This window comes from Caballeronia sp. EK (assembly GCF_014384845.1).
Classification (GTDB): Bacteria; Pseudomonadota; Gammaproteobacteria; order Burkholderiales; family Burkholderiaceae; genus Caballeronia; species Caballeronia jiangsuensis.
Map to the genome: position 1 here is coordinate 17,547 of NZ_JACSUE010000031.1, position 24,069 is coordinate 41,615.

The 24,069-nt window shown below is 61.7% G+C and carries 20 protein-coding genes, 1 tRNA gene and 2 riboswitches; of the genes, 7 read left to right on the forward strand and 14 right to left on the reverse strand.

All coding sequences use genetic code 11. The features are described 5' to 3' along the window. Position 1 precedes the first annotated feature (1 nt). On the reverse strand, positions 2–427 hold the full coding sequence (gene flgC, locus IAG25_RS39255) for a flagellar basal body rod protein FlgC (protein ID WP_187609651.1): 426 nt from the start codon (positions 425–427) through the stop codon (positions 2–4). A 9-nt stretch (positions 428–436) separates the two neighbouring features. Beyond that, on the reverse strand, positions 437–916 hold the full coding sequence (flgB, locus tag IAG25_RS39260; protein ID WP_187609652.1) for a flagellar basal body rod protein FlgB: 480 nt from the start codon (positions 914–916) through the stop codon (positions 437–439). Positions 917–1,119: 203 nt separating this feature from the next. On the opposite strand from flgB, the gene flgA reads away from it, so the two are divergent. The 5 genes from flgA (at position 1,120) to flhA (ending at position 6,974) form a co-directional block, all read left to right on the forward strand. Continuing rightward, complete coding sequence (flgA, locus tag IAG25_RS39265) at positions 1,120–2,409, forward strand: flagellar basal body P-ring formation chaperone FlgA (RefSeq protein ID WP_187609653.1); 1,290 nt, start codon at positions 1,120–1,122, stop codon at positions 2,407–2,409. Positions 2,410–2,589: 180 nt separating this feature from the next. After that, a complete protein-coding gene (flgM, locus tag IAG25_RS39270; protein ID WP_035499547.1) occupies positions 2,590–2,916 on the forward strand; it encodes a flagellar biosynthesis anti-sigma factor FlgM in 327 nt (108 codons plus the stop codon). Positions 2,917–3,016: 100 nt separating this feature from the next. Further along, positions 3,017–3,451 (forward strand): flagella synthesis protein FlgN, encoded by a 435-nt coding sequence (locus IAG25_RS39275; RefSeq protein ID WP_187609654.1) that lies wholly within the window; start codon positions 3,017–3,019, stop codon positions 3,449–3,451. Positions 3,452–3,660: 209 nt separating this feature from the next. Continuing rightward, positions 3,661–4,869 carry a flagellar biosynthesis protein FlhB gene (flhB, locus tag IAG25_RS39280; RefSeq protein ID WP_187609655.1) on the forward strand — a complete coding sequence of 403 codons (1,209 nt, stop codon included), beginning with the start codon at positions 3,661–3,663 and terminating at the stop codon, positions 4,867–4,869. Further along, positions 4,866–6,974 (forward strand): flagellar biosynthesis protein FlhA, encoded by a 2,109-nt coding sequence (gene flhA / locus IAG25_RS39285; protein ID WP_187609656.1) that lies wholly within the window; start codon positions 4,866–4,868, stop codon positions 6,972–6,974. The genes flhB and flhA overlap by 4 nt, the downstream gene beginning before the upstream one ends. A gap of 22 nt (positions 6,975–6,996) precedes the next feature. Here flhA and IAG25_RS39290 read toward each other — a convergent pair whose 3' ends face one another. From IAG25_RS39290 to IAG25_RS39340, 11 genes are all read right to left on the reverse strand, one after another. After that, positions 6,997–7,749 (reverse strand): hypothetical protein, encoded by a 753-nt coding sequence (locus tag IAG25_RS39290; RefSeq protein ID WP_187609657.1) that lies wholly within the window; start codon positions 7,747–7,749, stop codon positions 6,997–6,999. Continuing rightward, positions 7,743–8,207: a hypothetical protein gene (locus IAG25_RS39295; RefSeq protein ID WP_255504322.1), complete on the reverse strand. Its 465-nt coding sequence runs from the start codon at positions 8,205–8,207 to the stop codon at positions 7,743–7,745. The genes IAG25_RS39290 and IAG25_RS39295 overlap by 7 nt, the downstream gene beginning before the upstream one ends. 200 nt (positions 8,208–8,407) lie before the next feature. Continuing rightward, entirely contained in the window at positions 8,408–9,796 is a 1,389-nt protein-coding gene (locus IAG25_RS39300) for an L-serine ammonia-lyase (protein WP_187609658.1), read from the reverse strand. Between the two features lie 21 nt (positions 9,797–9,817). Continuing rightward, the gene (locus IAG25_RS39305; protein ID WP_187609659.1) at positions 9,818–10,921 is read right to left on the reverse strand and encodes an alginate lyase family protein; all 1,104 of its coding nucleotides are present in this window, start codon (positions 10,919–10,921) and stop codon (positions 9,818–9,820) included. A gap of 126 nt (positions 10,922–11,047) precedes the next feature. Continuing rightward, positions 11,048–13,978 (reverse strand): aminomethyl-transferring glycine dehydrogenase, encoded by a 2,931-nt coding sequence (gene gcvP, locus IAG25_RS39310; RefSeq protein ID WP_187609660.1) that lies wholly within the window; start codon positions 13,976–13,978, stop codon positions 11,048–11,050. A 54-nt stretch (positions 13,979–14,032) separates the two neighbouring features. After that, positions 14,033–14,413, reverse strand: a complete 381-nt coding sequence (gcvH, locus tag IAG25_RS39315) for a glycine cleavage system protein GcvH (protein WP_035499312.1) — start codon at positions 14,411–14,413, stop codon at positions 14,033–14,035. A gap of 62 nt (positions 14,414–14,475) precedes the next feature. Next, the gene (gcvT, locus tag IAG25_RS39320; protein WP_187609661.1) at positions 14,476–15,600 is read right to left on the reverse strand and encodes a glycine cleavage system aminomethyltransferase GcvT; all 1,125 of its coding nucleotides are present in this window, start codon (positions 15,598–15,600) and stop codon (positions 14,476–14,478) included. Between the two features lie 117 nt (positions 15,601–15,717). Further along, a riboswitch (glycine riboswitch) is annotated at positions 15,718–15,847 on the reverse strand. Positions 15,848–15,857: 10 nt separating this feature from the next. Beyond that, positions 15,858–15,960, reverse strand: a riboswitch (glycine riboswitch). A 171-nt stretch (positions 15,961–16,131) separates the two neighbouring features. Further along, positions 16,132–16,995, reverse strand: coding sequence for an HNH endonuclease (locus IAG25_RS39325; protein ID WP_187609662.1), 864 nt, complete (start codon positions 16,993–16,995; stop codon positions 16,132–16,134). Then, a complete protein-coding gene (locus IAG25_RS39330; protein ID WP_187609663.1) occupies positions 16,992–17,684 on the reverse strand; it encodes an OmpA/MotB family protein in 693 nt (230 codons plus the stop codon). The genes IAG25_RS39325 and IAG25_RS39330 overlap by 4 nt, the downstream gene beginning before the upstream one ends. A gap of 3 nt (positions 17,685–17,687) precedes the next feature. Continuing rightward, on the reverse strand, positions 17,688–18,962 hold the full coding sequence (locus IAG25_RS39335) for a hypothetical protein (protein WP_309244020.1): 1,275 nt from the start codon (positions 18,960–18,962) through the stop codon (positions 17,688–17,690). 298 nt (positions 18,963–19,260) lie between these two features. After that, on the reverse strand, positions 19,261–20,307 hold the full coding sequence (locus tag IAG25_RS39340) for an oxidoreductase (RefSeq protein ID WP_187609665.1): 1,047 nt from the start codon (positions 20,305–20,307) through the stop codon (positions 19,261–19,263). A gap of 146 nt (positions 20,308–20,453) precedes the next feature. On the opposite strand from IAG25_RS39340, the gene IAG25_RS39345 reads away from it, so the two are divergent. Continuing rightward, positions 20,454–22,541 (forward strand): UvrD-helicase domain-containing protein, encoded by a 2,088-nt coding sequence (locus IAG25_RS39345; RefSeq protein WP_187609666.1) that lies wholly within the window; start codon positions 20,454–20,456, stop codon positions 22,539–22,541. An 84-nt stretch (positions 22,542–22,625) separates the two neighbouring features. Here IAG25_RS39345 and IAG25_RS39350 read toward each other — a convergent pair whose 3' ends face one another. Further along, a complete protein-coding gene (locus tag IAG25_RS39350; RefSeq protein WP_187609667.1) occupies positions 22,626–23,534 on the reverse strand; it encodes a c-type cytochrome in 909 nt (302 codons plus the stop codon). Between the two features lie 303 nt (positions 23,535–23,837). Here IAG25_RS39350 and IAG25_RS39355 point away from each other — a divergent pair. Beyond that, a tRNA-Arg gene (locus IAG25_RS39355) sits at positions 23,838–23,913 on the forward strand. Positions 23,914–24,069: the final 156 nt, after the last annotated feature.

Sequence of the window (24,069 nt, forward strand, 5' to 3'; positions counted from 1 at the left end):
ATCAGGTTCCGATGGTCAAAGTCTTGAGCATCAATTGCTTGGCGGTATTGAGCGTCTCGACGTTCGCCTGATAGGAACGCGACGCGGAAATCATGTTGACCATCTCCTGCACCGGATCGACGTTGGGCAGCGTCACGTAGCCGTCCGCGTTCGCCGCCGGGTTGGTCGGGTCGTAGCTGGTTTTCATCGGGCTCGGATCGTCGATCACGCCGGTCACCTGCACGCCGCCGACCTGCTGGCCCGACGCGGTGCGCGCGCCGCCGAGCGGATCGACCGCGAACACGACCTGCTTCGCCTTGTACGGCTGGCCGTCCGGGCCGGTCGTGCTGTCCGCGTTCGCGAGGTTCGACGCGGTGACGTTCAGGCGCTGCGCCTGAGCGGACATCGCCGAGCCGGCGACGTTGAAGATGTTCATCAAAGAGGGCATCGCTGTTCCTTAACTGTTCGATGTGATCGCCGAGAGCATCGACTTGATCTGCGACGACAGCACCGTCATGCCCGCCTCGAAGTGCAGCGCGTTGTCCGCGAACTGCACGCGCTCGGCGTCGAGGTCGACCGTGTTGCCATCGAGCGACGGCTGGTTCGGCACGCGATAGGCGAGCTTGCCGTAGTCGTCGCTCGAACCGCCCGATGCCGAAAGCGTCGACGTGCCGCTCATGTGGCCTTTGGCCGTCGCGGCCAGGCCGCCGCTCACGCTCACGCTGACGGGCTGCGCCATCTTCAGCGTCGAGTTGTTCGTCGCGCCGCCGCCCTGCTTGAGCGCACCCGCGAGCGCGCTCGAGAAATCGACGTCGCGCGCCTTGTAGCCGGGCGTGTCGGCGTTGGCGATATTCGACGACAGCAATTCCTGCCGATACGCGCGTACATCGAGCGCCTCACGGCCAAAAGCGAATTCCTTGTCGAGTCTGTCTAGCATTGCGGTTTCTCCTGTCGGCAGCGCCGAGGCCTTTTTGCATGACACGAATCTTAGGAGCGGCGCGCAAGAACTAATCCGACGAATAACCGGGAAACGGGGCCTCTATTCGACGCTTGCCCGCGCCCGCCGATATCTAGAATTCGTTTCGTTGGAAGTTGCCGCATGTTTTCGCGGCTCGATCGGAACAGGTACGGAGAAAGTTGATGAGCAGGTCCGCGCAGCGTGCATCGAACCCCACGGCTCGCGTCGCAGCGACGTTCGCGCGCCGCACGCTGGGCGCATCCCTTTTCATGGGCGTCGCTCTGCTCGCGCATGCCGAGCAGAGCGACGGCCCGATCGTCATTCCGGGCAACGCCGAGACCAATCCGGCCGCGGCGGCCGATATGGCGAAGAGCCTGAATGCGCCCGTTTCGCGCGCATCGGCTCCCGTCGCGGCGATGCCCGCGTCTGAAATCGCGCGTGCGAGCGGCTATCGCGCCGCGACGAAAGCCGCCGACGCCGCGATGCGCAACGCCGCGCTCGAACTCGACGCCCGCGCCGACGCCGCCGATGAATCGATGAACGATGCGAGCGGCATGATCGTGATTCCCGGACCGAGCGAAGCGAAGCCCGCGCGTGCGTCCGTTGCTCCGGCGCCCGCGCTCGTGAAGGCGCCCGCGCTTTCCGCATCGCGCGATGTGATGCCTGTCGTCGTGACGCGCGACGATGGCGTTGCTCGCGCCACGAATGCAAAACCCGTCGCGGCGAGTCCCGCGACGCCCGTCGCCGGCGCCGCTTCGCCGATGAGACGCGTGAGCTTCAATCCATCGGCCGCAGCAACCACGCCCGTCGCCGTCGCGTTGCCGCAAGCGCCAGGCGCGCCCGCCACGACGATGCAGGATGGCGAATCGATCCGCGTCGCCGCGCTCAATTTTCTGCAGCAGCAGGCTGCCGGCTTGCCGGGCAAGGTCGAGATCACCGTCACGCCCGTTTTCCCGCGCGGCCTCGCCGCCTGCTCCGCGCTCGATCCGTTCATGCCGACCGGCGCGCGCCTCTGGGGCCGCATGACCGTCGGCGTGCGCTGCGTCGGCGAGCGCCCGTGGACGCTCTACGTGCAGGCGCGCGTGTCGATCAACGCCACTTTCTATACGGCCGCGCGCGCCATCGCGCCGGGCGAAGTGCTGAGCAACGCCGATCTGGTCGCCCGCGACGGCGACATCACCGCGATGCCGCAGGCCATCGTCACCGATCCGGCGCAGGCCGTCGGCGCGGTCGCGCTGTCGCGCGTGCCCGCGGGCCTGCCGCTGCGCACCGACATGCTGCGCGCGGCAAGCTCGGTGGCGATCGGCCAGAACGTGCACGTGGTCGCGGGCGGCTCGGGCTTTTCGATTTCGGCCGAAGGCACCGCGATGAACAACGCGGCGCCCGGCCAGCAAGTACGTGTAAAAACTGCCGGCGGCCAGATCATCACCGGCATATTGAAGGACAGTCAGACGGTGGAAATCGCCCTCTGAAGCGGGCTTATGTTCGGTTCCCCACGCTTGTTTCATTTTGTTTCAAATGCGCTGAATGCCCGCTCGACAAGGCTTTGAGGGCGATGAGCGCGCCGAACGGCAGTTGCGGTTCCATCGGCAGGGTAAAGTTTTCAAGCTCCCTCGCCGTTAAAGGACTCAACACGTTCGGGAATGGACATCGTGAAGATCGATACGACTAGCAACACCACACTGGCAGGCCTTCAAGACAACCTGCAACGCGCGTCGCAAAACGACGCGAAGGGCGCCGCGAGCACCGTGCAGCAATCGGGCACGAGCACGGCGAAGAATTCGACAGTGAGCCTGTCGTCGCTGTCGACGGACCTGCGCGCATCGAACAGCTCGGACATCGACACGGCGAAAGTCGAGTCGATCAAGGCCGCGATCCGCGACGGCAGCCTGAAGATGGACACGAGCAAGATCGCCGACGGCATTCTGAGCACCGCTCGCGATCTGCTGCAAACGAGAACCCCGCCGACCGGCGGCTGAACGCAGTGACCCGGCCGCGCCTTGCGAGAAACAGGCGCGCGGCGGCAAGCGACGTTCATGGCACCGGCGGCTTTTGTGAAACCGCTATTCGAGCGATGCAATGAGAGACGCCCTGCTTGCCACTGTCACCGAAGAAGTCGCCGCTGTTCTGGCCTTCGAATCCCTCCTCGTCGATGAGGAAAAAGCGCTGATCGCGGCGCAACCGCTGCCGGCGCTGCCTGGAATCATCGAGCACAAGACCGCGCTCACCGAGCGCATCTCCGCGCTCGAAAAGGCGCGCGACGAGCAGTTGAACGCGCTCGGTTTCCCCGGCGGCTTCGTCGGCATGGAAGCAGCCGCCGCGGACGACCCCGCGATCGCCGCGCAATGGGCGCTCTTGACCGCGGCCGCGCGTCGCGCGAAACAAGGCAACAACAACAACGGCGTCCTGATCCGCACGCGCATGGAATACAACCGCAAGGCGCTCGCCGCGTTGCAGGTTGCGCCGTCGAAGAGCGGCTTCTACGGCCCGGATGGCCGCGTGCCCGGCGCCTGATCACCGTTTTCCGCATTCCGAACGGCGCGTGCTTCTCGCGAGGCACGCGCCGCTTTCGTTTCCCGCGCTTTCATCTACCGAATAACCCCCTTTTCCCCGGCTTTATCCGCCGATGGCCGCTCGACGCCTTCCGCAATAATCGCTTTCATCCAAAAGCGGCTTCGCGCCGCTCGCATGTGCAAACGATGGAAGCAACGGAGTAAGGCCCGGTGGCAGAAGAAAGCGATCTCGAAAAAACCGAATCAGCCACTCCCAAGCGCCTGGAAAAGGCGCGGGAGGAAGGCCAGGTTGCGCGTTCGCGGGAACTCGCGTCGTTCGCGCTGCTGGCGGCGGGATTTTTCGGCGTGTGGGGTTTGTCGGGGCCGATCAGTCAGCATTTGCAGTCGATTCTGCGCGGCGCATTCACCTTCGATCACGCGACCGTGCTCGACTCGCGCCAGATGATGATCGGCGCGGCGAACGCGGGCAAGGAAGGGTTGTTCGCGGTGCTCCCGGTTCTGCTGCTGACGGGTTTCGCCGCGCTCGCCGCGCCGATGGCGCTCGGCGGCTGGCTCATCACGACGAAGCCGCTCGCGCCGAACTTCGGCCGTCTGAATCCGATCAGCGGCCTCGGCAAGATTTTCTCGGTGCAAGGGCCGGTTCAGCTCGGCATGTCGATGCTGAAGACGATCGTCGTCGGCGGCATGGCGGGCTCGGCGATCTGGAGCCGCAAGGCCGAAGTGCTCGGTCTACTCACGAAGCCGCTCGATCTCGCGCTCGCCGATGCCATGCACCTGATCTTCGTGTGCTGCGGCATGGCGATCGGCGGGCTCTTTCTCGTCGCGGCCGTCGACGTGCCGTATCAGCTCTACTCGCACGCGAAGAAGCTGCGCATGACGAAGGAAGAAGTGAAGCGCGAGCACAAGGAAAGCGAAGGCGATCCGCACATCAAGGGCAAGATTCGCGCACAACAGCGCGCGGCCGCCCGCCGCCGCATGATGCAGGCGATTCCGACCGCCGACGTGATCGTCACGAACCCGACGCACTTCGCCGTCGCGCTGAAGTACGCCGATGGCCAGATGCGCGCGCCGAAGGTCGTCGCGAAGGGCGTGAATCTGGTGGCGGGGCGCATCCGCGAATTGGGCCGCGAGCACAACGTGCCGCTGCTCGAAGCGCCTCCGCTGGCGCGCGCGCTGTATCACAACGTAGAGATCAATCGCGAGATTCCGGGCGCGCTCTACGGCGCGGTGGCGCAGGTGCTGGCGTGGGTGTACCAGCTCAAGCGGTACAAGGAAGATGGCGGCGTGAAGCCGGACGAACCGTCCGATCTCGACGTGCCGAAGGAACTCGACAAAGGCGGCGTATCCGACGCCGACGCCGATCAGGAAGCCGCAGAGGCTCTGGCTGGCGACAACACTGACAATGGAGCCGCCGCATGAACGCGCGCGCTGGATTTTTCGCCAAACGGCCCGACGCGCTGGGCACGCAGAACTTGCGAGCCCTCGCCGGCCCGATCCTGATCTGCATGATCCTGGGCATGATGATTCTGCCCTTGCCGGCGTTCCTGCTCGATTTGCTGTTCACCTTCAACATCGCGCTGGCGGTGATGGTGCTGCTCGTCAGCATGTACACGCAAAAGCCGCTCGACTTCGCGGCGTTCCCGAGCGTGCTGCTGTTCTCGACGTTGCTGCGCCTGTCGCTGAACGTCGCGTCGACGCGTATCGTGCTGCTCGAAGGCCACACCGGCCCGGATGCCGCGGGTCAGGTGATCGAATCGTTCGGGCACTTTCTCGTCGGCGGGAACTTCGCGGTCGGTATCGTCGTGTTCGTGATTCTGATGATCATCAACTTCATGGTGATCACGAAGGGCGCGGGGCGGATCGCGGAAGTGGGCGCGCGCTTCACCCTCGACGCGATGCCCGGCAAGCAGATGGCCATCGACGCGGATCTGAACGCGGGCCTCATCAACGAAGAAACCGCGAAGAAGCGCCGCCAGGGCGTGGCGCAGGAAGCCGAGTTCTACGGCTCGATGGACGGTGCGAGCAAGTTCGTGCGCGGCGATGCGATCGCCGGCCTTTTGATCATGGTGATCAACGTGGTGGGCGGGCTGATCGTCGGCATGCTCCAGCACGACATGGACTTCGCGCACGCGGCGACCAACTACACGCTGCTGACCATCGGCGATGGCCTGGTCGCGCAGATTCCGTCGCTCATCATCTCGACGGCGGCGGGCGTGATCGTCTCGCGCGTCGCGACCGAAGAGGACATCGGAACGCAGCTGACCGGCCAGTTGTTCCAGAATCCGCGCGTGCTGATGATCACGGGCGTGATCATCGGCATCATGGGTCTGATTCCGGGCATGCCGCACTTCGCGTTCATGCTGCTCGGCGGCGGTCTCATCTACGCCGCGCGCTCGATGAACAAGCGCGCCGAAGCGAAGAAGAAAGCGGGCGCCGTCACCGATGTCACGCCGCTCACTGCGAGCGCGGCGGCTGCGTCGGCGGAGAATGCGGAAGCGAGCTGGGAAGATGTATCGCTCATCGATCCGCTCGGGCTGGAAGTGGGCTATCGGCTGATTCCGCTCGTCGATCGCAACAGCGACGGTGAACTGCTCAAGCGCATCAAGGGCATTCGCAAGAAGTTCGCGCAGGAAATCGGGTTTCTGCCGCCGGTCATTCATATTCGCGACAATCTCGAACTTCGGCCGAATGGCTATCGCATTGCGCTGAAGGGCGTCGAGGTCGGTGTGGGCGAAGCTTTCCCGGGTCAATGGCTCGCGATCAATCCGGGTCAGGTGTCGGCCGCGCTGCCGGGCGCGCAGACGCAGGATCCGGCGTTCGGCCTGCCGGCGGTGTGGATCGACACGAATCTGCGCGAGCAGGCTCAGGTCTACGGCTACACGGTCGTCGATGCGAGCACGGTCGTCGCGACGCATTTGAATCATCTCGTGGTGACGCACGCGGCCGAGTTGCTCGGGCGTCAGGAAGTGCAGGCGCTGCTGGAGCGCATCGGCAAGGACACGCCGTCGCTCACGGACGATCTGGTGCCGAAGGTGCTGTCGCTCACGACGCTGCAGAAGGTGTTGCAGAACCTGCTCGACGAAAGCGTGCCGATCCGCGATATGCGCACGATCCTCGACGCATTGCAGGAGCACGCGCCGCGCATGTCCGATCCGTACGATCTCACGGCGGCGGTGCGTCTCGCGCTCGGCCGCGCGATCACGCAGCAGTGGTATCCGGGCGCCGACGATTTGCAGGTGATGGGCCTCGATCCGACGCTGGAACGTGTCTTGTCGCAGGCTTTGTCGACGGGGACGAATCCCGGGCTCGAACCGGGCCTCGCGCAGACGCTGATGAACTCGACGCAGAACGCGATCATGCGTCAGCAGAATCTGGGCTTGCCGCCGGTGTTGCTCGTGCAGCATTCGCTGCGGGCGATGCTGGCGAGGTTTCTGCGCAGAAGTCTGCCGCAGTTGAAGGTGCTGTCTTATGCGGAAGTGCCGGATACCAGGAATGTGAAGGTGGTGAATTTGATTGGGGCGTGATTACAAGAATCACTGCCCCGCGTCAGTGAAGCACTGAACCGATCAGACTCCGAAGGTTCCGCGCATCGAAGACGACGGTCTTCCACGTGTAATAGTTCGCACGCTCGAACTCGGTCTTGCCTACTGCCTGCTGATTTTCCGCAATGGCAAGCACATGTCCTGGCATGTGCATGGCGCGATACTGCATGTGTATGAGTTCACCCTGGAGCAACCGGTTCGCGCTGGTCGCGGCGATGATGATCGACGGCGTGGGTGTCTCGATCACGTGATCCGCAATCAAGCCGCCCGAAATCGGCAGTTCGACTTCGGAGCGGTGTCCGAGACCGAACTCGTCGGCTATGTCGGCGATGATACGAGTCAGCCGTTCCTTGAAATCGCTGCTCGACTGGCGTTCGGGCCGCGAGGTCGCGACGGCGTAAAGCTGCTGGGCTGCTTCGGCCACGCGAAACACGTACGGCACGAGAAACCGCTCGTCGGTGGTCGTCGCGCGAATCACCTCGTCTTCACACAGTCGCGCCGGGCTGAGTCGCGCGTGTTCTTTAGCCCAATGCTCGACGATGCCGGATTCGACGTCGCCGCCCGCCATGCTCGCGGAAAAGCAGGCTTCGCCGTTTTCGTCTATGACCCATCCGTCGTCGCGAGGGCGAATGCGGACAATGACGTGATCTCCCGTTCCGGGATACTGCAGAGGCGTGACGATGCGCTGCACGCCATTGCTGTCGTCGTGCACCTCGAACAGCGTGCAAATCGTTCGCTTGAGAATGTCCGTCAGCACAACAAGTCGCCTTGCCCGTATTGTTCGTTTGAAATCGATATGCCCGCCGTCTCGCAGAACAGGACGATCAGCGCGGCACGATCTTCAGACATACGCGGATCGAAACGTCTCGAAGTTTTCAGGTTAAGCTCGGGCGCTCCGGGCAGCAAGCGATTCCGGTAATCCAAGGCAGTCTGACAAGGCATTTTGCAATGCAAGCCCTTGTGACTCGGGTGATAGTGAAATTCGAGCAGCGGGTACAGATCGCCGCGCGGCAACACGCAAACCAGATGCCCATAGAATGAGCGATCTTCGAGCTCGTCTCCATCGCGCCACATGAAAAGCACGGAGTGATCGTCGGAGACGCGAGTGAGCTCAGTAGCATGAACGCGTGGCCGCGCCATTCTGTTGAACGGCTTAGGCCACTTCGTCTTGTTCATTGGCTTGAATTGCAATGCGCCGCTCAACGTCTTGCGCATGTTTCTGTGCGCAGCAAGTTCCTTCGGTTCCAATGCGATGCTCTCAGGTATTCCTACCGAGCGCATGGGTTCGAGATCGAGATCGCGATCGGTAGAGTCGTTCTTGTTCTACCGATGCTAACTGCTTCATTCCGCGCTTCGAGCGCCATCCAACGAATGTTTCAGTCGCCGAGATGACGCCTGCTCGAAGGCAGGATTCCTCAACACTCCACAATATTCACCGCCAACCCGCCGCGCGACGTTTCCTTATATTTGGTCTTCATATCCGCGCCAGTCTCCCTCATCGTCTTGATGACCGAATCGAGCGAAACATAGTGAGACCCGTCGCCGCGCATCGCCATACGCGCGGCGTTGACGGCTTTCACGGAACCCATCGCATTGCGCTCGATGCACGGAATCTGCACCATCCCGCCGACCGGATCGCAAGTCAGCCCGAGGTTATGCTCCATCCCGATCTCGGCCGCGTTTTCCACCTGCGCCGGCGTTCCACCGAGCACCGCAGCCAACGCACCCGCCGCCATCGAACACGCGACACCGACTTCGCCCTGACACCCGACTTCCGCGCCGGAGATGGAAGCGTTCATCTTGTACAGAATGCCGATGGCGGCCGCCGTCAGCAGAAAATCGACGACGCCCTGCGTGTTCGAGCCCGGCACGAACCGGTCGTAGTAATGCAGCACTGCCGGAATGATCCCCGCCGCGCCATTGGTCGGCGCCGTGACGACGCGCCCGCCGATCGCATTCTCTTCATTCACCGCGATCGCGTAGAGATTGATCCAGTCGATCATGGAAAGCGGATCGCGCAGCGCCTGCTCCGGCTTGCCCGTGAGCGCCCTGTACAGCTGCGGCGCGCGTCGCTTCACCTGAAACGGCCCCGGCAAGTGTCCTTCCGCCGCCGGATTGCCGATGCCGCACCCCCGCGCGACGCAATCCTGCATCACGTCCCAGATGCGCAGAAGCCCGGCGCGAATCTCGTCTTCGCTGCGCCACACGCGCTCGTTTTCCCACATCAACTGCGCGATCGATTTGCCCGATTCCGCGCACATCTTCATCAACTCGTCGCCGGTGTGAAACGGATACGGCAAGTGCTCGTGCGCCGTCAGCACCGCCGTGTTCGCCGCGCCCGCCGTCACGACGAAACCGCCGCCCACCGACAGATACGTCGCTTCGCGCAGCAACGCGCCGTTCGCGTCGAATGCGTAGAGCTTCATGCCATTCGGATGCTCCGGCAGCGCCTGCCGATAGAACGCGATGTTCTCCTTGATCGTGAACGGAATCTTGCGCTTGTCCAGCAACGCGAGCGTCTTCGACGTGCGCACGGTTTCGAGCCGGGGAACGATGCCCGATGCATCGACGGTATCGGGCGCGTCGCCCATCAGGCCGAGCATCACGCCGCGGTCCGTGCCGTGGCCCTTGCCCGTCGCGCCGAGCGAGCCGTACAGCTCGCATTTAACGGATGCGGTCGATTCCAGCAGCTCATCGCGCTCGAGCCCTTGCGCGAACATCAACGCGGCGCGCATCGGTCCCACGGTGTGCGAGCTCGAAGGTCCGATGCCGATCTTGAAGAGGTCGAATACGCTGACTGCCATGACTGCTCCTGCCTGTAAGAGTTAGCGCGCGGGCAGCGGCAGACACACCGCGAGCCACGCGGGCGGTGTCGGCGCGAGCCGCAGCGCGACCGGCGCGTAGCGGCCGTCGAGCCGCGCCGCCAGATGAAAGAGTTCCGCCGAGTTCTTCGGGTCCCATTGACCCGAAAATCCCGGCAAGCCCGCCTCGCGACGCTTGGCGTCGAACGGCACGGACGACTTCACGAATTCATCGTGCGTCTTCGTGCCGAGCGCGTAAGGCGTGAGCCAGTTGAGCGCTTCGGCGAGCGTCGCGCCCGACTGCGCGCGTTCCGGCAGCCAGTTGCGATTGTGCCGCCGCGCGGCGAGCGCCGCCGTCACGAGCGGCTGAAGATCGTATGTCACGTAGCGGAGCGCATCGCGTTCGGCGAAATCGACCGTCGATCCATCCGGCGCGATGTTGTCGCCGATATGCTCGACGAACAGCCGCTGCGCCGCGTTGATGAGCTTGCGGTCGTCGATCGTGAACGCGCCCATCGCCACCAGCTTCACGCGATGGCTCTGCCAGTTGTTCCGGTAATTGCCCGTGAGCGGCCGGGGCTGCTTGTCCATATCGGCGATGTAGCCGGTCACCATTTTCGTGATGAACGCGTTCGCCGTGTTGCGCGTCCTGACCGGCAACGCGCTTGCCGTGAGGTCGTATGCGAGGATCAGCGATTCGAAATTCGTCTCGTCGATCGGATTGAAGCTCGGCTGATAGGTCGTCGTCCATGCGAGCAGGAAGCGGTCGACGAGCCGCAGATAGCGCTCGTCACCCGTCGCGCGCCACGCGAGTGCGGCGTCGCGCATCAGACCGAGGTCTTTCTCCGCTTCGACGCTCTCGTCGTAGATGCCCTCGTGCGGCAGCGTGCCTTCGGTGTGCAGTTTCGCGCGCGCCTTCGGCTGATCGTTCACGTGCGACTGCACCATCTTCACCAGCGCCTTCACGCCGGGATCGGCATTGGTGCGCTCGCTCGTCTGCATCGCGGGCGCGGCGCAGAAATTCATCGCGGCCTGCGCGGACGACGCGACGATGAGCATCGCCGCCAACATCGCTCGCACCCCGCGCGCGCGGATCGTCCCTTTCACCACTCGCACCTTGAACGCCATGTGAACTCCCTGGTTTGGCTTTTTGGTCCGGGGTGAGATGTTAGCTGTTCTGGAACGCGCCGCAAAACCGCCCGACAATGCTTTACGCTTTCGGGCGGCGCTTTCTCTCAGGTTCTGCGCGAAACCTTACTCGTCCGCGTATTCCGATACCGGCACGCACGAGCACATCAGATTGCGATCGCCATACGCGTTGTCCGCGCGACCCACCGGCGACCAGTACTTGCGCGCCACCAGCGACTTCACCGGATACGCCGCCGCTTCGCGCGTGTACTTGTGCGTCCAGTCGTCCGCAGTGACGACCGCCGCCGTGTGCGGCGCGTTCTTCAGCACGTTGTCTTCGCGATCGGCGCGGCCTTCTTCCACCGCGCGAATCTCCTCGCGGATCGCGATCATCGCGTCGATGAAGCGGTCGAGCTCTTCCTTCGATTCCGATTCCGTCGGCTCGACCATCAGCGTGCCGGGCACGGGGAAGCTCATCGTCGGCGCGTGGAAACCGTAGTCGATCAGACGCTTCGCCACGTCTTCCACCGAGATGCCGCTCGATTCCTTGATCGGCCGTACATCGAGAATGCATTCGTGCGCGACGAGTCCGCCCGCGCCGCTGTACAGCACCGGATAGTGCGGCGCGAGGCGCTTCGCGACATAGTTCGCGGCGAGAATCGCGCTTTCGGTGGCGGCGGTGAGCCCTTGCGCGCCCATCATCGCGATGTACATCCACGAGATCGGCAGGATCGCGGCCGAGCCGTAAGGGGCCGACGACACCGCGCCGATGCCCGCGTCATCGCGCTTGTATCCGGTCGATGCCTGATTCGGCAGGAACTTCGCCAGATGCGCACCGACCGCGACCGGACCGACGCCCGGCCCGCCACCGCCGTGCGGAATGCAGAACGTCTTGTGCAGGTTCAGGTGCGACACGTCGCCGCCGAACTGGCCCGGCGCGCACAGGCCGACCATCGCGTTCATGTTCGCGCCATCGACATACACCTGGCCGCCGTGCGAATGCACGATGTCGCAAATCTCGCGAACGTTGCGCTCGAACACGCCGTGCGTCGACGGATACGTGATCATGATCGCCGCGAGGTTCGCGGAATGCTTCCCGGCCTTCGCCTTCAGATCTTCGATATCGACATTGCCGTTCGCATCGCACGCCACGACGACGACCTGCATGCCCGCCATCTGCGCCGACGCCGGATTCGTGCCGTGCGCGGACGCCGGAATCAGGCACACGTTACGATGCCCCTCGCCGCGCGATTCGTGATACGCGTGGATGATCAGCAGGCCCGCATATTCGCCTTGCGAGCCGGCGTTCGGCTGCAGCGAGACGGCCGCGTAACCCGTGCATGCGACCAGCATCTGTTCGAGCTGATCGATCATCGTGCGATAGCCGAGCGTCTGCTCCGCGGGCGCGAACGGGTGAATCTGCGCGAATTCGGGCCACGTGACGGGCAGCATTTCCGATGTCGCGTTGAGCTTCATCGTGCAGGAACCGAGCGGGATCATCGTGCGGTCGAGCGCGAGATCCTTGTCGGCGAGGCTGCGCAGATAGCGCAGCATTTCATGTTCGGAGTGATGGCGGTTGAAGACCGGATGCGTGAGGTAATCGCTCGTGCGATGCAGTTCGGCAGGCAGCGAATCGGCAGCGGCCTGATCGAGCGCGTCGATATCGAACGTTTCGGTCTTGCCCGCGACTTCGGCGAACAACGCGAAGAGCTTGAGCAGATCGTCGCGCGTGGTGGTTTCATCGACCGATACGCCGACTTGCGTCGCGCTCACGTGGCGCAGATTGACATGCGCGGCGTAAGCAGCCTGATGCAGCGCGGTCGTGCTCGCGCCGCTGTCGATCGTGATCGTGTCGAAGAACGTGTCGTTGGCGATCGTGTAGCCGAGCTTCTTCACGCCCGCCGCGAAGATGGACGCCACGCGGTTCACGCGCGACGCGATTGTCTTCAGGCCGCGCGGGCCGTGATAGACGGCATACATGCTGGCCATGATCGCGAGCAGCGCTTGCGCCGTGCAGACATTCGACGTCGCCTTCTCGCGGCGAATATGCTGTTCGCGCGTTTGCAGCGCGAGGCGCAGCGCGGAGTTGCCCTGCGCATCGACGGTCACGCCGACGAGACGCCCCGGCATCTGGCGCTTGAATTCGTCGCGCACGGCCATGTAAGCAGCGTGCGGGCCGCCGAAGCCGACCGGCACGCCGAAACGCTGCGTATTGCCGATCGCGACATCCGCGCCCCATTCGCCCGGCGGCGTGATGAGCGTTAGCGCGAGCAGATCCGCCGCCGCGACGACATGGCCGCCCGCCGCGTGGATTGCTTCCGCGAGCGCGCGATAGTCGCGCACATCGCCATTCGCGCCGGGATATTGCAGCAGCACGCCGAACGCGTTCGCACTCGCGGCATCCGCGGCCGGACCGACCTTCACCTCGATGCCCGCGGGCTTCGCGCGCGTCTGCACCACTTCGATGGTCTGCGGCAGCACGTCGTCAGCGACGTAGAACACGTTCGATTTCGGCTTGCCGACGCGTTGCAGAAGCGTCATCGCTTCGGCTGCGGCGGTGGCTTCGTCGAGCAGCGAGGCGTTCGCCATCGCGAGGCCCGTCAGGTCCATCACCATCTGCTGGAAATTGAGCAGCGCTTCGAGACGCCCTTGCGAAATCTCCGGCTGATACGGCGTGTAAGCCGTGTACCACGCCGGATTTTCGAGCACGTTGCGCAGGATCACCGCCGGCGTGTGCGTGCCGTAGTAACCCTGTCCGATCCAGGTTCGAAACACCAGATTCTCGTCCGCCAGCTTGCGCAGCGACGCGAGCGCTTCCGCCTCGCTCTTCGGCTGCGTGAACGCGCCGAGCGGCAGCGTTTCCTTGCGGCGGATCGATTCAGGAATCACCGCGTCGATGAAGGCCGCGCGCGACGCGAAACCGAGCGCATCGAGCATTGCGCGCTGGTCCGCGTCATCGGGGCCGATGTGCCGCTCGGCGAATGCGTCGTGGCATTCGAGCGCGGCGAGTGACAGGGAGGTGCGGTTCATCAGGCGATCCGGGTGTTCGAGCTTCATGTTTTGTCCTGCGATTGCGGCTCTCCGTCGAGCCGCAATCGTCATTGAGATGAGTTATTCGCCAATCGACTTGCCGTAGCCTTCGGCGTCGAGCAGCTTGTCCAGACCGGCGTCGCCCGCCGGCTTGATCTTGAAGAGCCAGCTTTCGTACGGCGCGCCGTTCACCTGATCGGGCGCCGAGGTGAGCGCGTCGTTCGATTCGACGATCTCGCCCGAAACCGGCGCGTAAATGTCGGATGCCGCCTTCACCGATTCGATGACGGCGATCGCATCGCCGGCCGTAACGGTCTTGCCCGCCGCGGGCAGTTCGACGAAGACGATGTCACCGAGCGCTTCCTGCGCGTGATCGGTGATGCCGATGGTCAGCGTGCCATCGGATTCGGTGCGGACCCATTCGTGCGATTCGGTGTATTTCAGATCGGCCGGGATGCTCATTGGATGCTCCTTGCGTGGTTCTTTCGTGAGTTTCTTGATCGGAGGGAACGGGCGCGACGGCGTTATGAAAGCTCGACCAACACTCGGCCATTGCGCACGAACGGAAGTTTTACCACGCGCGCCGGAAGTTGCTTGTCGCGGATGACGACCTGCACCGTATCCCCGACGGCAACGCCCGTCGGCACGCGCGCGAACGCGATGGATTCCTGCATCGACGGCGAAAAGGTGCCGCTCGTGATCTCGCCGTCGCCGTGTTGCGTGACGACTTTCTGATGCGCGCGCAGCACGCCGCCCGCCTTGCCGTTTTCCTTGATCAGCACGAGCCCGACGAAATTCGCCTTCGAGCCGTTCGCTTCGAGCGCGTTGCGGCCGACGAAATCGCGTTCCGTTTTCAGATCGACGGTCCATGCGAGGCCTGCGTCGAGCGGCGAGACGTTCTCGTCCATGTCCTGGCCGTACAGATTCATGCCGGCTTCGAGGCGCAGCGTGTCGCGCGCGCCGAGGCCTGCGGGCTTCACGCCCACGGCGGCGAGCGCGTTCCACAATGCCTCGACCTGCGTCGCCGGAACGACGATCTCGAAACCGTCCTCGCCGGTGTAGCCGGTGCGCGCGAGCATCAATTCGCCATATTGCGTCGACGGGAAAACGGCCGCGTTGAACGGCTTGATGTCCTGAGTTTGCGCGCGCGTGTCCGGCAGCACTTGCCAGGTCTTTTCGCGCGCGTTCGGGCCTTGCACGGCGATGATCGCGAGATCGCGGCGCGGTGTGATCGAAAGATTGAATTTGCCTTCGGCGTTCAACTGCTCGAACCAGGCGATGTCCTTCTCCGCCGTGCCAGCGTTCACCACGACGCGGAAATTCGTTTCGGAGAAGTAGTAGACGATCAGATCGTCGATCACGCCGCCGTTGCCGTTGAGCAGGCACGAGTAGAGCGCCTTGCCCGGCGTCGTGAGCTTGTCGACGTTATTGGCGATTGCGTGCTTGAAGAATTCGCGGACGGCGTCGCCCTCGAAATCGACGACGCGCATGTGCGACACGTCGAACATGCCGGCGTCGGTGCGCACCGCGCGATGCTCGTCGATCTGCGAACCGTAGTTGACGGGCATGTCCCAGCCGCCGAAATCGACCATGCGCGCGTTGAGCGCGAGGTGGGCGGCGTGCAGGGGCGTGTGTTGAAGTTCGGTCATCGGGGCCTCGGTTCGCGAAACAAAAAAGGCCACGCAGCGCACATTTCGCCTGGCTGGATGCGCCTTCGTGCTGCCTGATGCAGCGCGCAAGGCGCATGCCGCGAAGCGGTTGCGATGCGTGACCCCTCTGTCCTCGGTACCTGAGAGATTGCGCGAACCATCAGCGTGACTGATGGTTCATCGCGCGCCCCTTCGGTGGGCAACTAGCTTCATGCTGAAGCCGCTGCCGCTCTCCAGAGTGCGAGGAAACGGATTCCTCGACGCAGTCGGTCCTTTTGCCTGAGAGTTTGCGGGTGTGCCCCTTCGGCGGCGCGGTCTTCGCTGCATGAACGAGACCACGCGCTCTCCCGACGCGTGCGGCAGAATTTACGCGACCGAATTGGGGTTGTCAAACGGATTCGGGCGCGTCTGATTGCATTAAAAACTGCGTTACTGTTGCTACCTTGTTCGGTCCGAGACTGTGAATGCACCTCAACGAGGCCCGCTGCTAACTTGCCCACTTGCCCGAAAAAAGGCCCACCTCGTGACTCATCAGTATCGATCGCCGTATTCCCTATCGAAATCCTGATACTCGGGCAAGCGCCTGACTTGGCCGTGCATCGGTTCCTCCGCGTGACAACGAACACAAAGAACTTCAAGATTTTCCTCGCGATTGTCATGTTTAAGTCCATTGCGATGGTGAACATGAAGGAACCGTGAAGCTGACTGATCGAGTTCACGGTTGCATCGCTCGCACTTATATTTTCGCTTTCGCCTGATTTCTTCTGAGATCCGCTGCCAATCAAAGGGATACGTATTCAAGGGCGCTGTTGCGGCTGGTTGAGCCGAATCTTTGCTCAACAGATCACGAGGATATTGCTTGAAAAAATCAGACAATTTGAAACCGTTCACCGATTCACGTCTGTCATCGTGCCGCATGTTTATTTTGAAGCCGTTCCAGCCAATTCGGTCAAGGCAGTTCTGACACACCTTCAATGGAACCATCTCCCGACGCGTGGAACAGCCATCCCCGTTGATGATGTTCACATGAAACATCCCGGTTTCCGCATTTGATACCACGTATCTTCCGAATCGATTCGCCCTTTTCATATTCTCGAGCGTTCGACAATATGCGAGATGATAGCGGGGTAACGTCTCTTCTCCGTTAATGACGGAAATGTCTCGAATATAGATCAAAACTCGGTACCCACTGTACTCCAGCGTACCATCGCGTAGTTCGCTAAATTGATCTGCTCCTACATCTACGCCACCATTCTGGAGTTGATCGAACAAAGGAATCTTGATTCCAGCGGCTTGCCACTTCGGGCCAAACGGACCGATGAGTGGCGCCTCCATGCGTTCACGAAGGGAATTGAACGACTCCCACTTTAAAAAATCTGGTAATTCTCGATTCATCTTGGCTGAAGCTCTTTAGCAATCGAATCCATTTTTTCGCTGGCATTCGTTACGATACGAAACTCAACTCGTTGATCGTTGAGTTGGGCATTAACGAATTTTCCCGCGGATAACAACGGACGCGATGAAGACAAGCCGTTTGCCGTCACATGCTGAATCAACCATTTTTTTTCCGACGAGCTCGCCGACAGCGATAACAAAAATTCCAGCGTGCTGCGCGTGCGCGCTTGAGAAAGCTCCATATTTTTGAAGTAGGCCATTGTCTCATCAGTGGTTCCGCTCCATACTGCACTGGTATGGCCTTCGATGCGAATTTCTTTAACCGCATCGACGTACTGCCTTGAAGTAAGCAGCGCGAGATAGCGAGGGAAAAATTTGGCCAATACGACTTTGAATTGAGGTCGCAATTCTGCAGATCCCGTGGTAAAAAGAACAGCGGGATCTTTGAATCGAATGGTCATATCTCCCAAGATTTCGGCATTCCATTGCTTCAGATCTTTTGCGAATTCACTTTGAAGGGCTAACTCCATATCGCGCTTGGTCTTCTCATATTCCTTTACGACCAAAGTAGTTGTCCGCTCGACTCGAAGCATGAACGCCGCCGTCAAAAGCAAAAATACCATCATTAAGCCGGTCATTAGATCGGCCATCGGAATCCAGTAAGTTTGGTTGCCGCGCTCTTCTTTCATTCTTCACGAACCCCTGCCTAAGCGAACGAGTTCCTGCAGACGCTCGGTAAGAGGCGTGTAGTCTGCAACAAATTTTTCGGACAGTGACCCAAGCTGCCGACCTAATGATTGCAAGCTCTTCGATAATTCCTCGTGCAGGGCTTTATCGAGCGCGACAACGCTTTGTCGAATTGCTTCGGTTGATCGGCTGAGACTATCGTTGAGTTCGGTCTGAGACTTGCGTAGCGTTTCGCTGAGCAGCTGCTTCATTTCCGTCGACGCAGCTTCAAATTGGACGCCGAAATTATCCAGGATGTCGGCAACCACAGAGTGCACTTTTGCAGCACTCTGTTTCATCGCTTCGGACATTTCATCGATCTTCTGAGCGAACTGAGGCGTGACATCCTTCATTTGTATCAACACTTCAGCTAGGGATCGCTGAGACTCGTCAATCGCTTTATGCTGCGACGAAAGCCTGATCAACGTACTTTCCAATGCGTCCGCCGTAGAGGTGAATTTCGAAGCTTTGTCAACAAATACCCCGAGCGAGCGCGCCACGCCTCCCAACTCTTCGGCTGCTCTTTTTTGCTGAACTTGTAAGTCGTCGAGCTCATCCTTATATTGCTGCTGCCACACGACAAGCTTTTCCACTGCTGCGTTTAAGTGCTTGAAATCTTCTCCAAATTGATCATTGATCTGTGCGTTGAAATCTTTTATAACTTCCTTGAGCGCGGCGATAAGCGCCTTGGATCCGTCCTCGGACATTCGCTGCGAGAACGTTTCAAACGAGGTTCGCAACAGCCGAAGCTCATCGGCCTGCTCTTGCCTCATGAGTTTCAGTTGCGTTAGCAGACTGCCCTCTTCACTGCCGGACAAACTTCTCTGCAGTGTATGAATCGCGACAACCAAATCATCAATCGTGGCCAATTTCGGCGTATCGCCCGATTGGGGAATGGGCTTCTTCTGAAAAAAGTGCCGAGCGCGTAAAATCAACGAACCGAGTACACCGCAGACGGACGCCCAAAACGCGGTTTTTACTCCATCAAGCAATTGAGGCACGCTATCCGAGACATTCGTCGGATCGAATTTCAGCAGAGCCATCGCGATGCCCAAGAAGCAGCCGGAAATGCCAACCGTTGTTAATATCTCAGGGCCGTACGCAATCGCAAAATTGTCGAATTTTATACAGGCAAAAAAGAGGGTCAGAAGTATAATCGCCAACATGAAGGCGATTGTGACCTTGTCTGAAAACAAAGCCACATACCAGTTGCCGGCATGGGCATTCGAAGCTGCCGTCACGCCCAAGATGATCAGAGCTATCTTAGATCGCATCGTTGAGTTAAAACTATTTTTAAATATCGCTCATTCGAAGTGTTCGAGCAAATTCGTCAAAGAGTGCCAGACGATAGCCGCTATTTGAGAACACTGAGTGCTTGCGACCAGCATAATAGCTTTAAATCATCGGCAGGTCTAAAGAATCAGCCGTTTAGGATTTTTCTCAATCAAATGTCGACGGATTCGCGAGAGGGGCGAGATTTCAGTCATTCCCTCTGCGCACAGGTTCTTAGTCTTCTCCGCTGCCATGGTCAGCCGGTATTTAGCCGTTCCGCTGGAACGGCACACTCCGCCCTTCCCTATCACTCTGAATCGCCAGTTCAATAATCGTCATCGTATCCACCGCGTCCTGCGGCGAGACCGGAAAAGGCTTGCCGTCCTGAATCGACGCCGCCAGCGCGCGATAAAACTCGACATACGCGCCATCTTTCGTGGCGAATTCATGACGCAGGTCGTGATCGCCATCGACTTCGCGCAGCACGCCCGGCGGATTCTTCGCGAACTCCGGATTGCCCGGCCGCATGCCGGAACGCAATTGATCTTCCTGCGTATCGAGCCCGTTCTTCACGTAACTACCACGCGTGCCGTGGATCGCGAAACGCGGCGGCTCCAGCGCCGCGAGCGCGCTCGCGTGCAGGATCACTTCCTTGTCCTCGTAACCGAGCACGAGATGCACGTAATCCGGCGCGTGCGCGTGATCGCGATGCGCCTTCACGAACCCCGTCACCGTCTGCGGCGCGCCGAAGAGCGTCAGCGCCTGATCGATCAGATGCGGCCCCAGATCGAACAGCAAGCCGCCGCCGCGCTCCGCTTCCTCGCGCCAGCGCTGCGGCACTTTCGGACGAAAACGGTCGAAATGCGATTCGTAATGCGTAATGCGCCCGAGCCGCCCGCTTTCGACAAGCGTACGCACCGTCATGAAATCGCCGTCCCAGCGGCGATTGTGGAACGGCGCGAACACGAGCCCTTTCTGCTGCGCGAGATCGGCGAGCGTACGGGCGTCGCGCGCGGAAAGCGTGACCGGCTTGTCGACGACCACATGCTTGCCCGCCGACAACGCGCGATGCGCGAGATCGAAGTGCGTGTCGTTCGGCGTCGCGACGACGACGCATTCGAGGCCGTCGACGGCGAGCAGCGCATCGAAGTCCGCAACGATCTGCGCGTTCGGATAATCCGCCGACGCGCGTTCGGCCTGGCTCGTCGCGATGGCCGTGACTTCCGCCCGGCCGCAGTGCTCGATGACGGGCGCGTGAAACGTCGCGCCGGCGAGGCCGTAGCCCATTACGCCGACTTTCAGTGCTGTGCTCATGCGGGCATCGTCCTGTCGTGAATTCGATCGGATATTGTGGCACGAACAGGGGCCGGAACCGCGCCGCCGCTATCGTGTTAACATCGCGCTCTCCTCCGCGCGCAGGTTTTCAGCTAAGCGCGCCCGAACTCCAAAAGCCCAAAACGATGTCCGCTGGTCTGAACGCCGCGCAAAGCGAAGCCGTGCGCTATCTCGATGGTCCCTGTCTCGTCCTCGCCGGCGCGGGCAGCGGCAAGACGCGCGTGATCACGCAGAAGATCGCGCATCTGATCGAAGGACGCGGCTTCGAGCCGAAGCACATCGCCGCGCTCACTTTCACGAACAAGGCCGCGCTCGAAATGCGCGAGCGCACCGCGAAGCTGCTCGAAGGCAAGACGCTCACCACGCCCGGCAAGGAAGGCCGCAAGATTCCCGTCAATCAATTGACGATCTGCACCTTCCACTCGCTCGGCGTGCAGATCATGCGGCAGGAAGCGGAACATGTCGGACTGAAGCCGCAGTTCTCGATCATGGATTCGGACGACTGCTTCGGCATGGTGCAGGAACAGCTCGGCACGACCGACAAGGGCCTGATCCGCAAGATCCAGTCGATCATCTCGCTGTGGAAGAACGCGATGGTGTCGCCGGATCAGGCGTCCGTGCTCGCGAATAACGAGGACGAGCATCAGGCGGCGATCGTCTTTCGCAGCTACGCGGCGACGCTGCACGCGTATCAGGCGCTCGATTTCGACGATCTGATCCTGCGTCCCGCGCAGCTTTTTGCCGAGAACGAGCAGGTGCGCGACAAGTGGCAGAACCGCCTGCGCTATCTGCTGATCGACGAATATCAGGACACCAACGCCTGTCAGTACGAATTGCTGAAGCAGCTCGCCGGCCCGCGTGCGGCGTTCACCGCTGTCGGCGACGACGATCAGGCCATCTACGGCTGGCGCGGCGCGACGCTCGAAAACCTCGCGCAGCTCGGCAAGGATTTTCCGAAGCTGCACGTCGTCAAGCTCGAGCAGAACTATCGCTCGACGGTGCGCATTTTGACGGCGGCGAACAACGTCATCGCGAACAATCCGAAGCTGTTCGAGAAGAAGCTGTGGTCCGAGCACGGCATGGGCGACACGATCACCGTCACCGGCTGCAACGACGAGGAGCACGAAGCCGAGTCCGTGGTGTTCCGGCTATCGGCGCACAAGTTCGAGCGGCGCACGCAGTTTCGCGACTACGCCATTCTCTATCGCGGCAACTTTCAGGCGCGCATCTTCGAGCAGGTGCTGCGCCGCGAGCGCATTCCTTATGTGCTGTCGGGCGGGCAGTCGTTCTTCGACAAGGCGGAGATCAAGGATCTCATCGCGTATCTGCGTCTGATCGCCAATCCCGACGACGATCCCGCGTTCATCCGCGCGATCACGACTCCGCGGCGCGGCGTCGGCAACACGACGCTCGAAGCGCTCGGCGCGTTCGCGGGCGCGGCGAAGGTGTCGCTGTTCGAGGCGGTGTTCATGGGCGGCATCGAGGCGCGTCTGTCGGCGCGGCAGGTCGAGCCGCTGCGCACGTTCTGCGAATGGATTCGCCGGCTGTCGGACCGTGCGGCGCGCGATCCGGCGACCGAAGTGCTCGACGACATGATGGAAGCCATCCACTACGAGTCGTATCTCTACGACGCCTACGACGAGCGGCAGGCGCAATCGAAGTGGCAGAACGTGCTCGAGTTTCTCGAATGGTTGAAGCGCAAGGGCACGAAGCCGGAAGCCGCGCCGGGCGCGGAGCAGACAGGCTACGACACCGCCGACGGTTTCGCCGATGAAGGCAAGAACCTGCTCGGCCTGATCCAGACCGTCGCGCTAATGTCGATGCTCGAAGGCAAGGAAGAAGATCCGGATGCGGTGCGGCTGTCGACGGTGCATGCGTCGAAGGGACTGGAGTATCCGCACGTGTTTCTGGTGGGCGTGGAAGAAGGGATCATGCCGCATCGCGGCAGCTCGGACGATGACGCGCCCGTCGACGATTCGCGCATCGAGGAAGAACGCCGGCTGATGTATGTCGCGATCACGCGGGCGCAGCGCAGTCTGCATCTGAACTGGTGCAAGAAGAGAAAGCGCGCGCGGGAGACGGTGGTGTGCGAGCCGTCGCGCTTCATCCCCGAGATGCTGCTCGACGATGCACCGCCGCCGACGGCCGAGGAAAAACCGCTGTCGCCGAAAGACCGGATGGCGATGCTCAAGGCGATGTTGCAGAAGACCTGACGCTTTCGCTTTCTTCGCGCTTCAAAATGAAAAACCCTGCGCCGCTTGAACCGACGCAGGGTTTTTTCATTGCACGCGGGAACGTTACTTCGCCGCGTTCACCATGTAATCGACGGCGGCCTTCACGTCCGCATCCGGTGCGTTCGATCCGCCCTTCGGCGGCATCGCGCCTTTGCCGTGCAATGCGTAGTTGTAGACAGTGTCCATCGGCTCTTTCAGGCGCGGCGCCCATGCGGCCTTGTCGCCGAACTTCGGCGCGTTGAGTACGCCAGCCGCGTGACATGCCTGGCAGACTTGCTCATAGAGCGCCTTGCCGGCTTGAGCCGCATCCGCGCTTTGGCCGCCCGCTGCCGGTGCTGCAGCCTGCGGCACCGATGCCAGCGCCGCGACGGCTGCCGCCGCCTGCGCGTTCTCATTCGCGCTCGCGCCCGCCGGAGCCGCTGCGCCCGATGCCGCTGCCGCCCCCGATGCGCCCGCGCTCGCCGCCGCACCCGATGCGGGTTGAGCTGGCTCCGCCAGCTTGCCGCCGCTGCCGTTGGCCATATAGACGACCGCGCGCGCGATTTCGAAGTCGCTGTAATCGTCGGGGCTGGTGCCGCCGCGTGCGGGCATCGCGCCCTTGCCGTTGAGCGCGTTGTGCAGGAGCGTGTCGTAGCCTTCACTGATACGTGGCGCCCATGCGCCGGCATCGCCGAACTTGGGTGCGCCAGCGGTGCCCGCTGCGTGACAGGCGGAGCACACGGCCTTGAAGACTTCCTCGCCGGACTTGTAGACGCGCGGCGCGTTGGCGTCGCGGATATCGACCTGCGCGGCGGGCGCGATGCGCTCGTTCACCGACTGCTCGATGTCCGTGCCCGCGCCGGTACGCGTCGAGTTGTTCACATAAACCGCGAGCAGGATGATGATGGCGACCGGGATGCCGAATCCCGCGATGATCGCGGCGATGAGTTGGCCGGGCGTCTTGATCGGGGCTCCGTGGGGTGCTTCGCTCATGCTTGTCTCGTCTCCCGTTTTTTGGTGTGAGTCGGTTCAGTGACAGCGTGACAGCTACCGCATTGCGCTTGGGCGCGCCTGGGGAAAGGCACGGTCGATTATAGACGGAACGCTTAACTGTCGGCGCGAGGTGGCTGTGGCGGCAGTGCGGGCGTTTACCCGAATCGTGTGATGCTTCGCGCGATGCGTCCAACCCCGTGCGATGGACGAAGTCACGGAAAACAGGTATTCTCTCGGATTCGTTGGGCCTTGCAGCAGCCGTTTGTCTTTTGGCGCTTCCCTCACGCAAGGCCTCTCCCCGATGCGCCCGTAGCTCAATGGATAGAGTACTGCCCTCCGAAGGCAGGGGTTGCTGGTTCGATCCCAGCCGGGCGCGCCAATCCTTCTCCGCGACGCGCGATCATTCGGCTTTGTGTGTCGTTACCCTACCAATGTCGTAAACGACATCTGTAGGTAATACCCGCCGACCCAAAAAGTCCCGCGTTAGACTCTATTTTCCTGTTGTTGGCTTCCTGGACCACCCGAAGGTCTGCGT

Excerpts from the sequence above, each read along its gene's own strand:
- flgC (WP_187609651.1), bottom strand. The coding sequence starts at position 427 with ATGCCCTCTTTGATGAACATCTTCAACGTCGCCGGCTCGGCGATGTCC.
- flgB (WP_187609652.1), bottom strand. The coding sequence starts at position 916 with ATGCTAGACAGACTCGACAAGGAATTCGCTTTTGGCCGTGAGGCGCTC.
- flgA (WP_187609653.1), top strand. The coding sequence starts at position 1,120 with ATGAGCAGGTCCGCGCAGCGTGCATCGAACCCCACGGCTCGCGTCGCA.
- IAG25_RS39275 (WP_187609654.1), top strand. The coding sequence starts at position 3,017 with ATGAGAGACGCCCTGCTTGCCACTGTCACCGAAGAAGTCGCCGCTGTT.
- flhA (WP_187609656.1), top strand. The coding sequence starts at position 4,866 with ATGAACGCGCGCGCTGGATTTTTCGCCAAACGGCCCGACGCGCTGGGC.
- IAG25_RS39295 (WP_255504322.1), bottom strand. The coding sequence starts at position 8,207 with ATGCGCAAGACGTTGAGCGGCGCATTGCAATTCAAGCCAATGAACAAG.
- IAG25_RS39300 (WP_187609658.1), bottom strand. The coding sequence starts at position 9,796 with ATGGCAGTCAGCGTATTCGACCTCTTCAAGATCGGCATCGGACCTTCG.
- IAG25_RS39305 (WP_187609659.1), bottom strand. The coding sequence starts at position 10,921 with ATGGCGTTCAAGGTGCGAGTGGTGAAAGGGACGATCCGCGCGCGCGGG.
- gcvP (WP_187609660.1), bottom strand. The coding sequence starts at position 13,978 with ATGAAGCTCGAACACCCGGATCGCCTGATGAACCGCACCTCCCTGTCA.
- gcvH (WP_035499312.1), bottom strand. The coding sequence starts at position 14,413 with ATGAGCATCCCGGCCGATCTGAAATACACCGAATCGCACGAATGGGTC.
- gcvT (WP_187609661.1), bottom strand. The coding sequence starts at position 15,600 with ATGACCGAACTTCAACACACGCCCCTGCACGCCGCCCACCTCGCGCTC.
- IAG25_RS39325 (WP_187609662.1), bottom strand. The coding sequence starts at position 16,995 with ATGAATCGAGAATTACCAGATTTTTTAAAGTGGGAGTCGTTCAATTCC.
- IAG25_RS39330 (WP_187609663.1), bottom strand. The coding sequence starts at position 17,684 with ATGAAAGAAGAGCGCGGCAACCAAACTTACTGGATTCCGATGGCCGAT.
- IAG25_RS39340 (WP_187609665.1), bottom strand. The coding sequence starts at position 20,307 with ATGAGCACAGCACTGAAAGTCGGCGTAATGGGCTACGGCCTCGCCGGC.
- IAG25_RS39345 (WP_187609666.1), top strand. The coding sequence starts at position 20,454 with ATGTCCGCTGGTCTGAACGCCGCGCAAAGCGAAGCCGTGCGCTATCTC.
- IAG25_RS39350 (WP_187609667.1), bottom strand. The coding sequence starts at position 23,534 with ATGAGCGAAGCACCCCACGGAGCCCCGATCAAGACGCCCGGCCAACTC.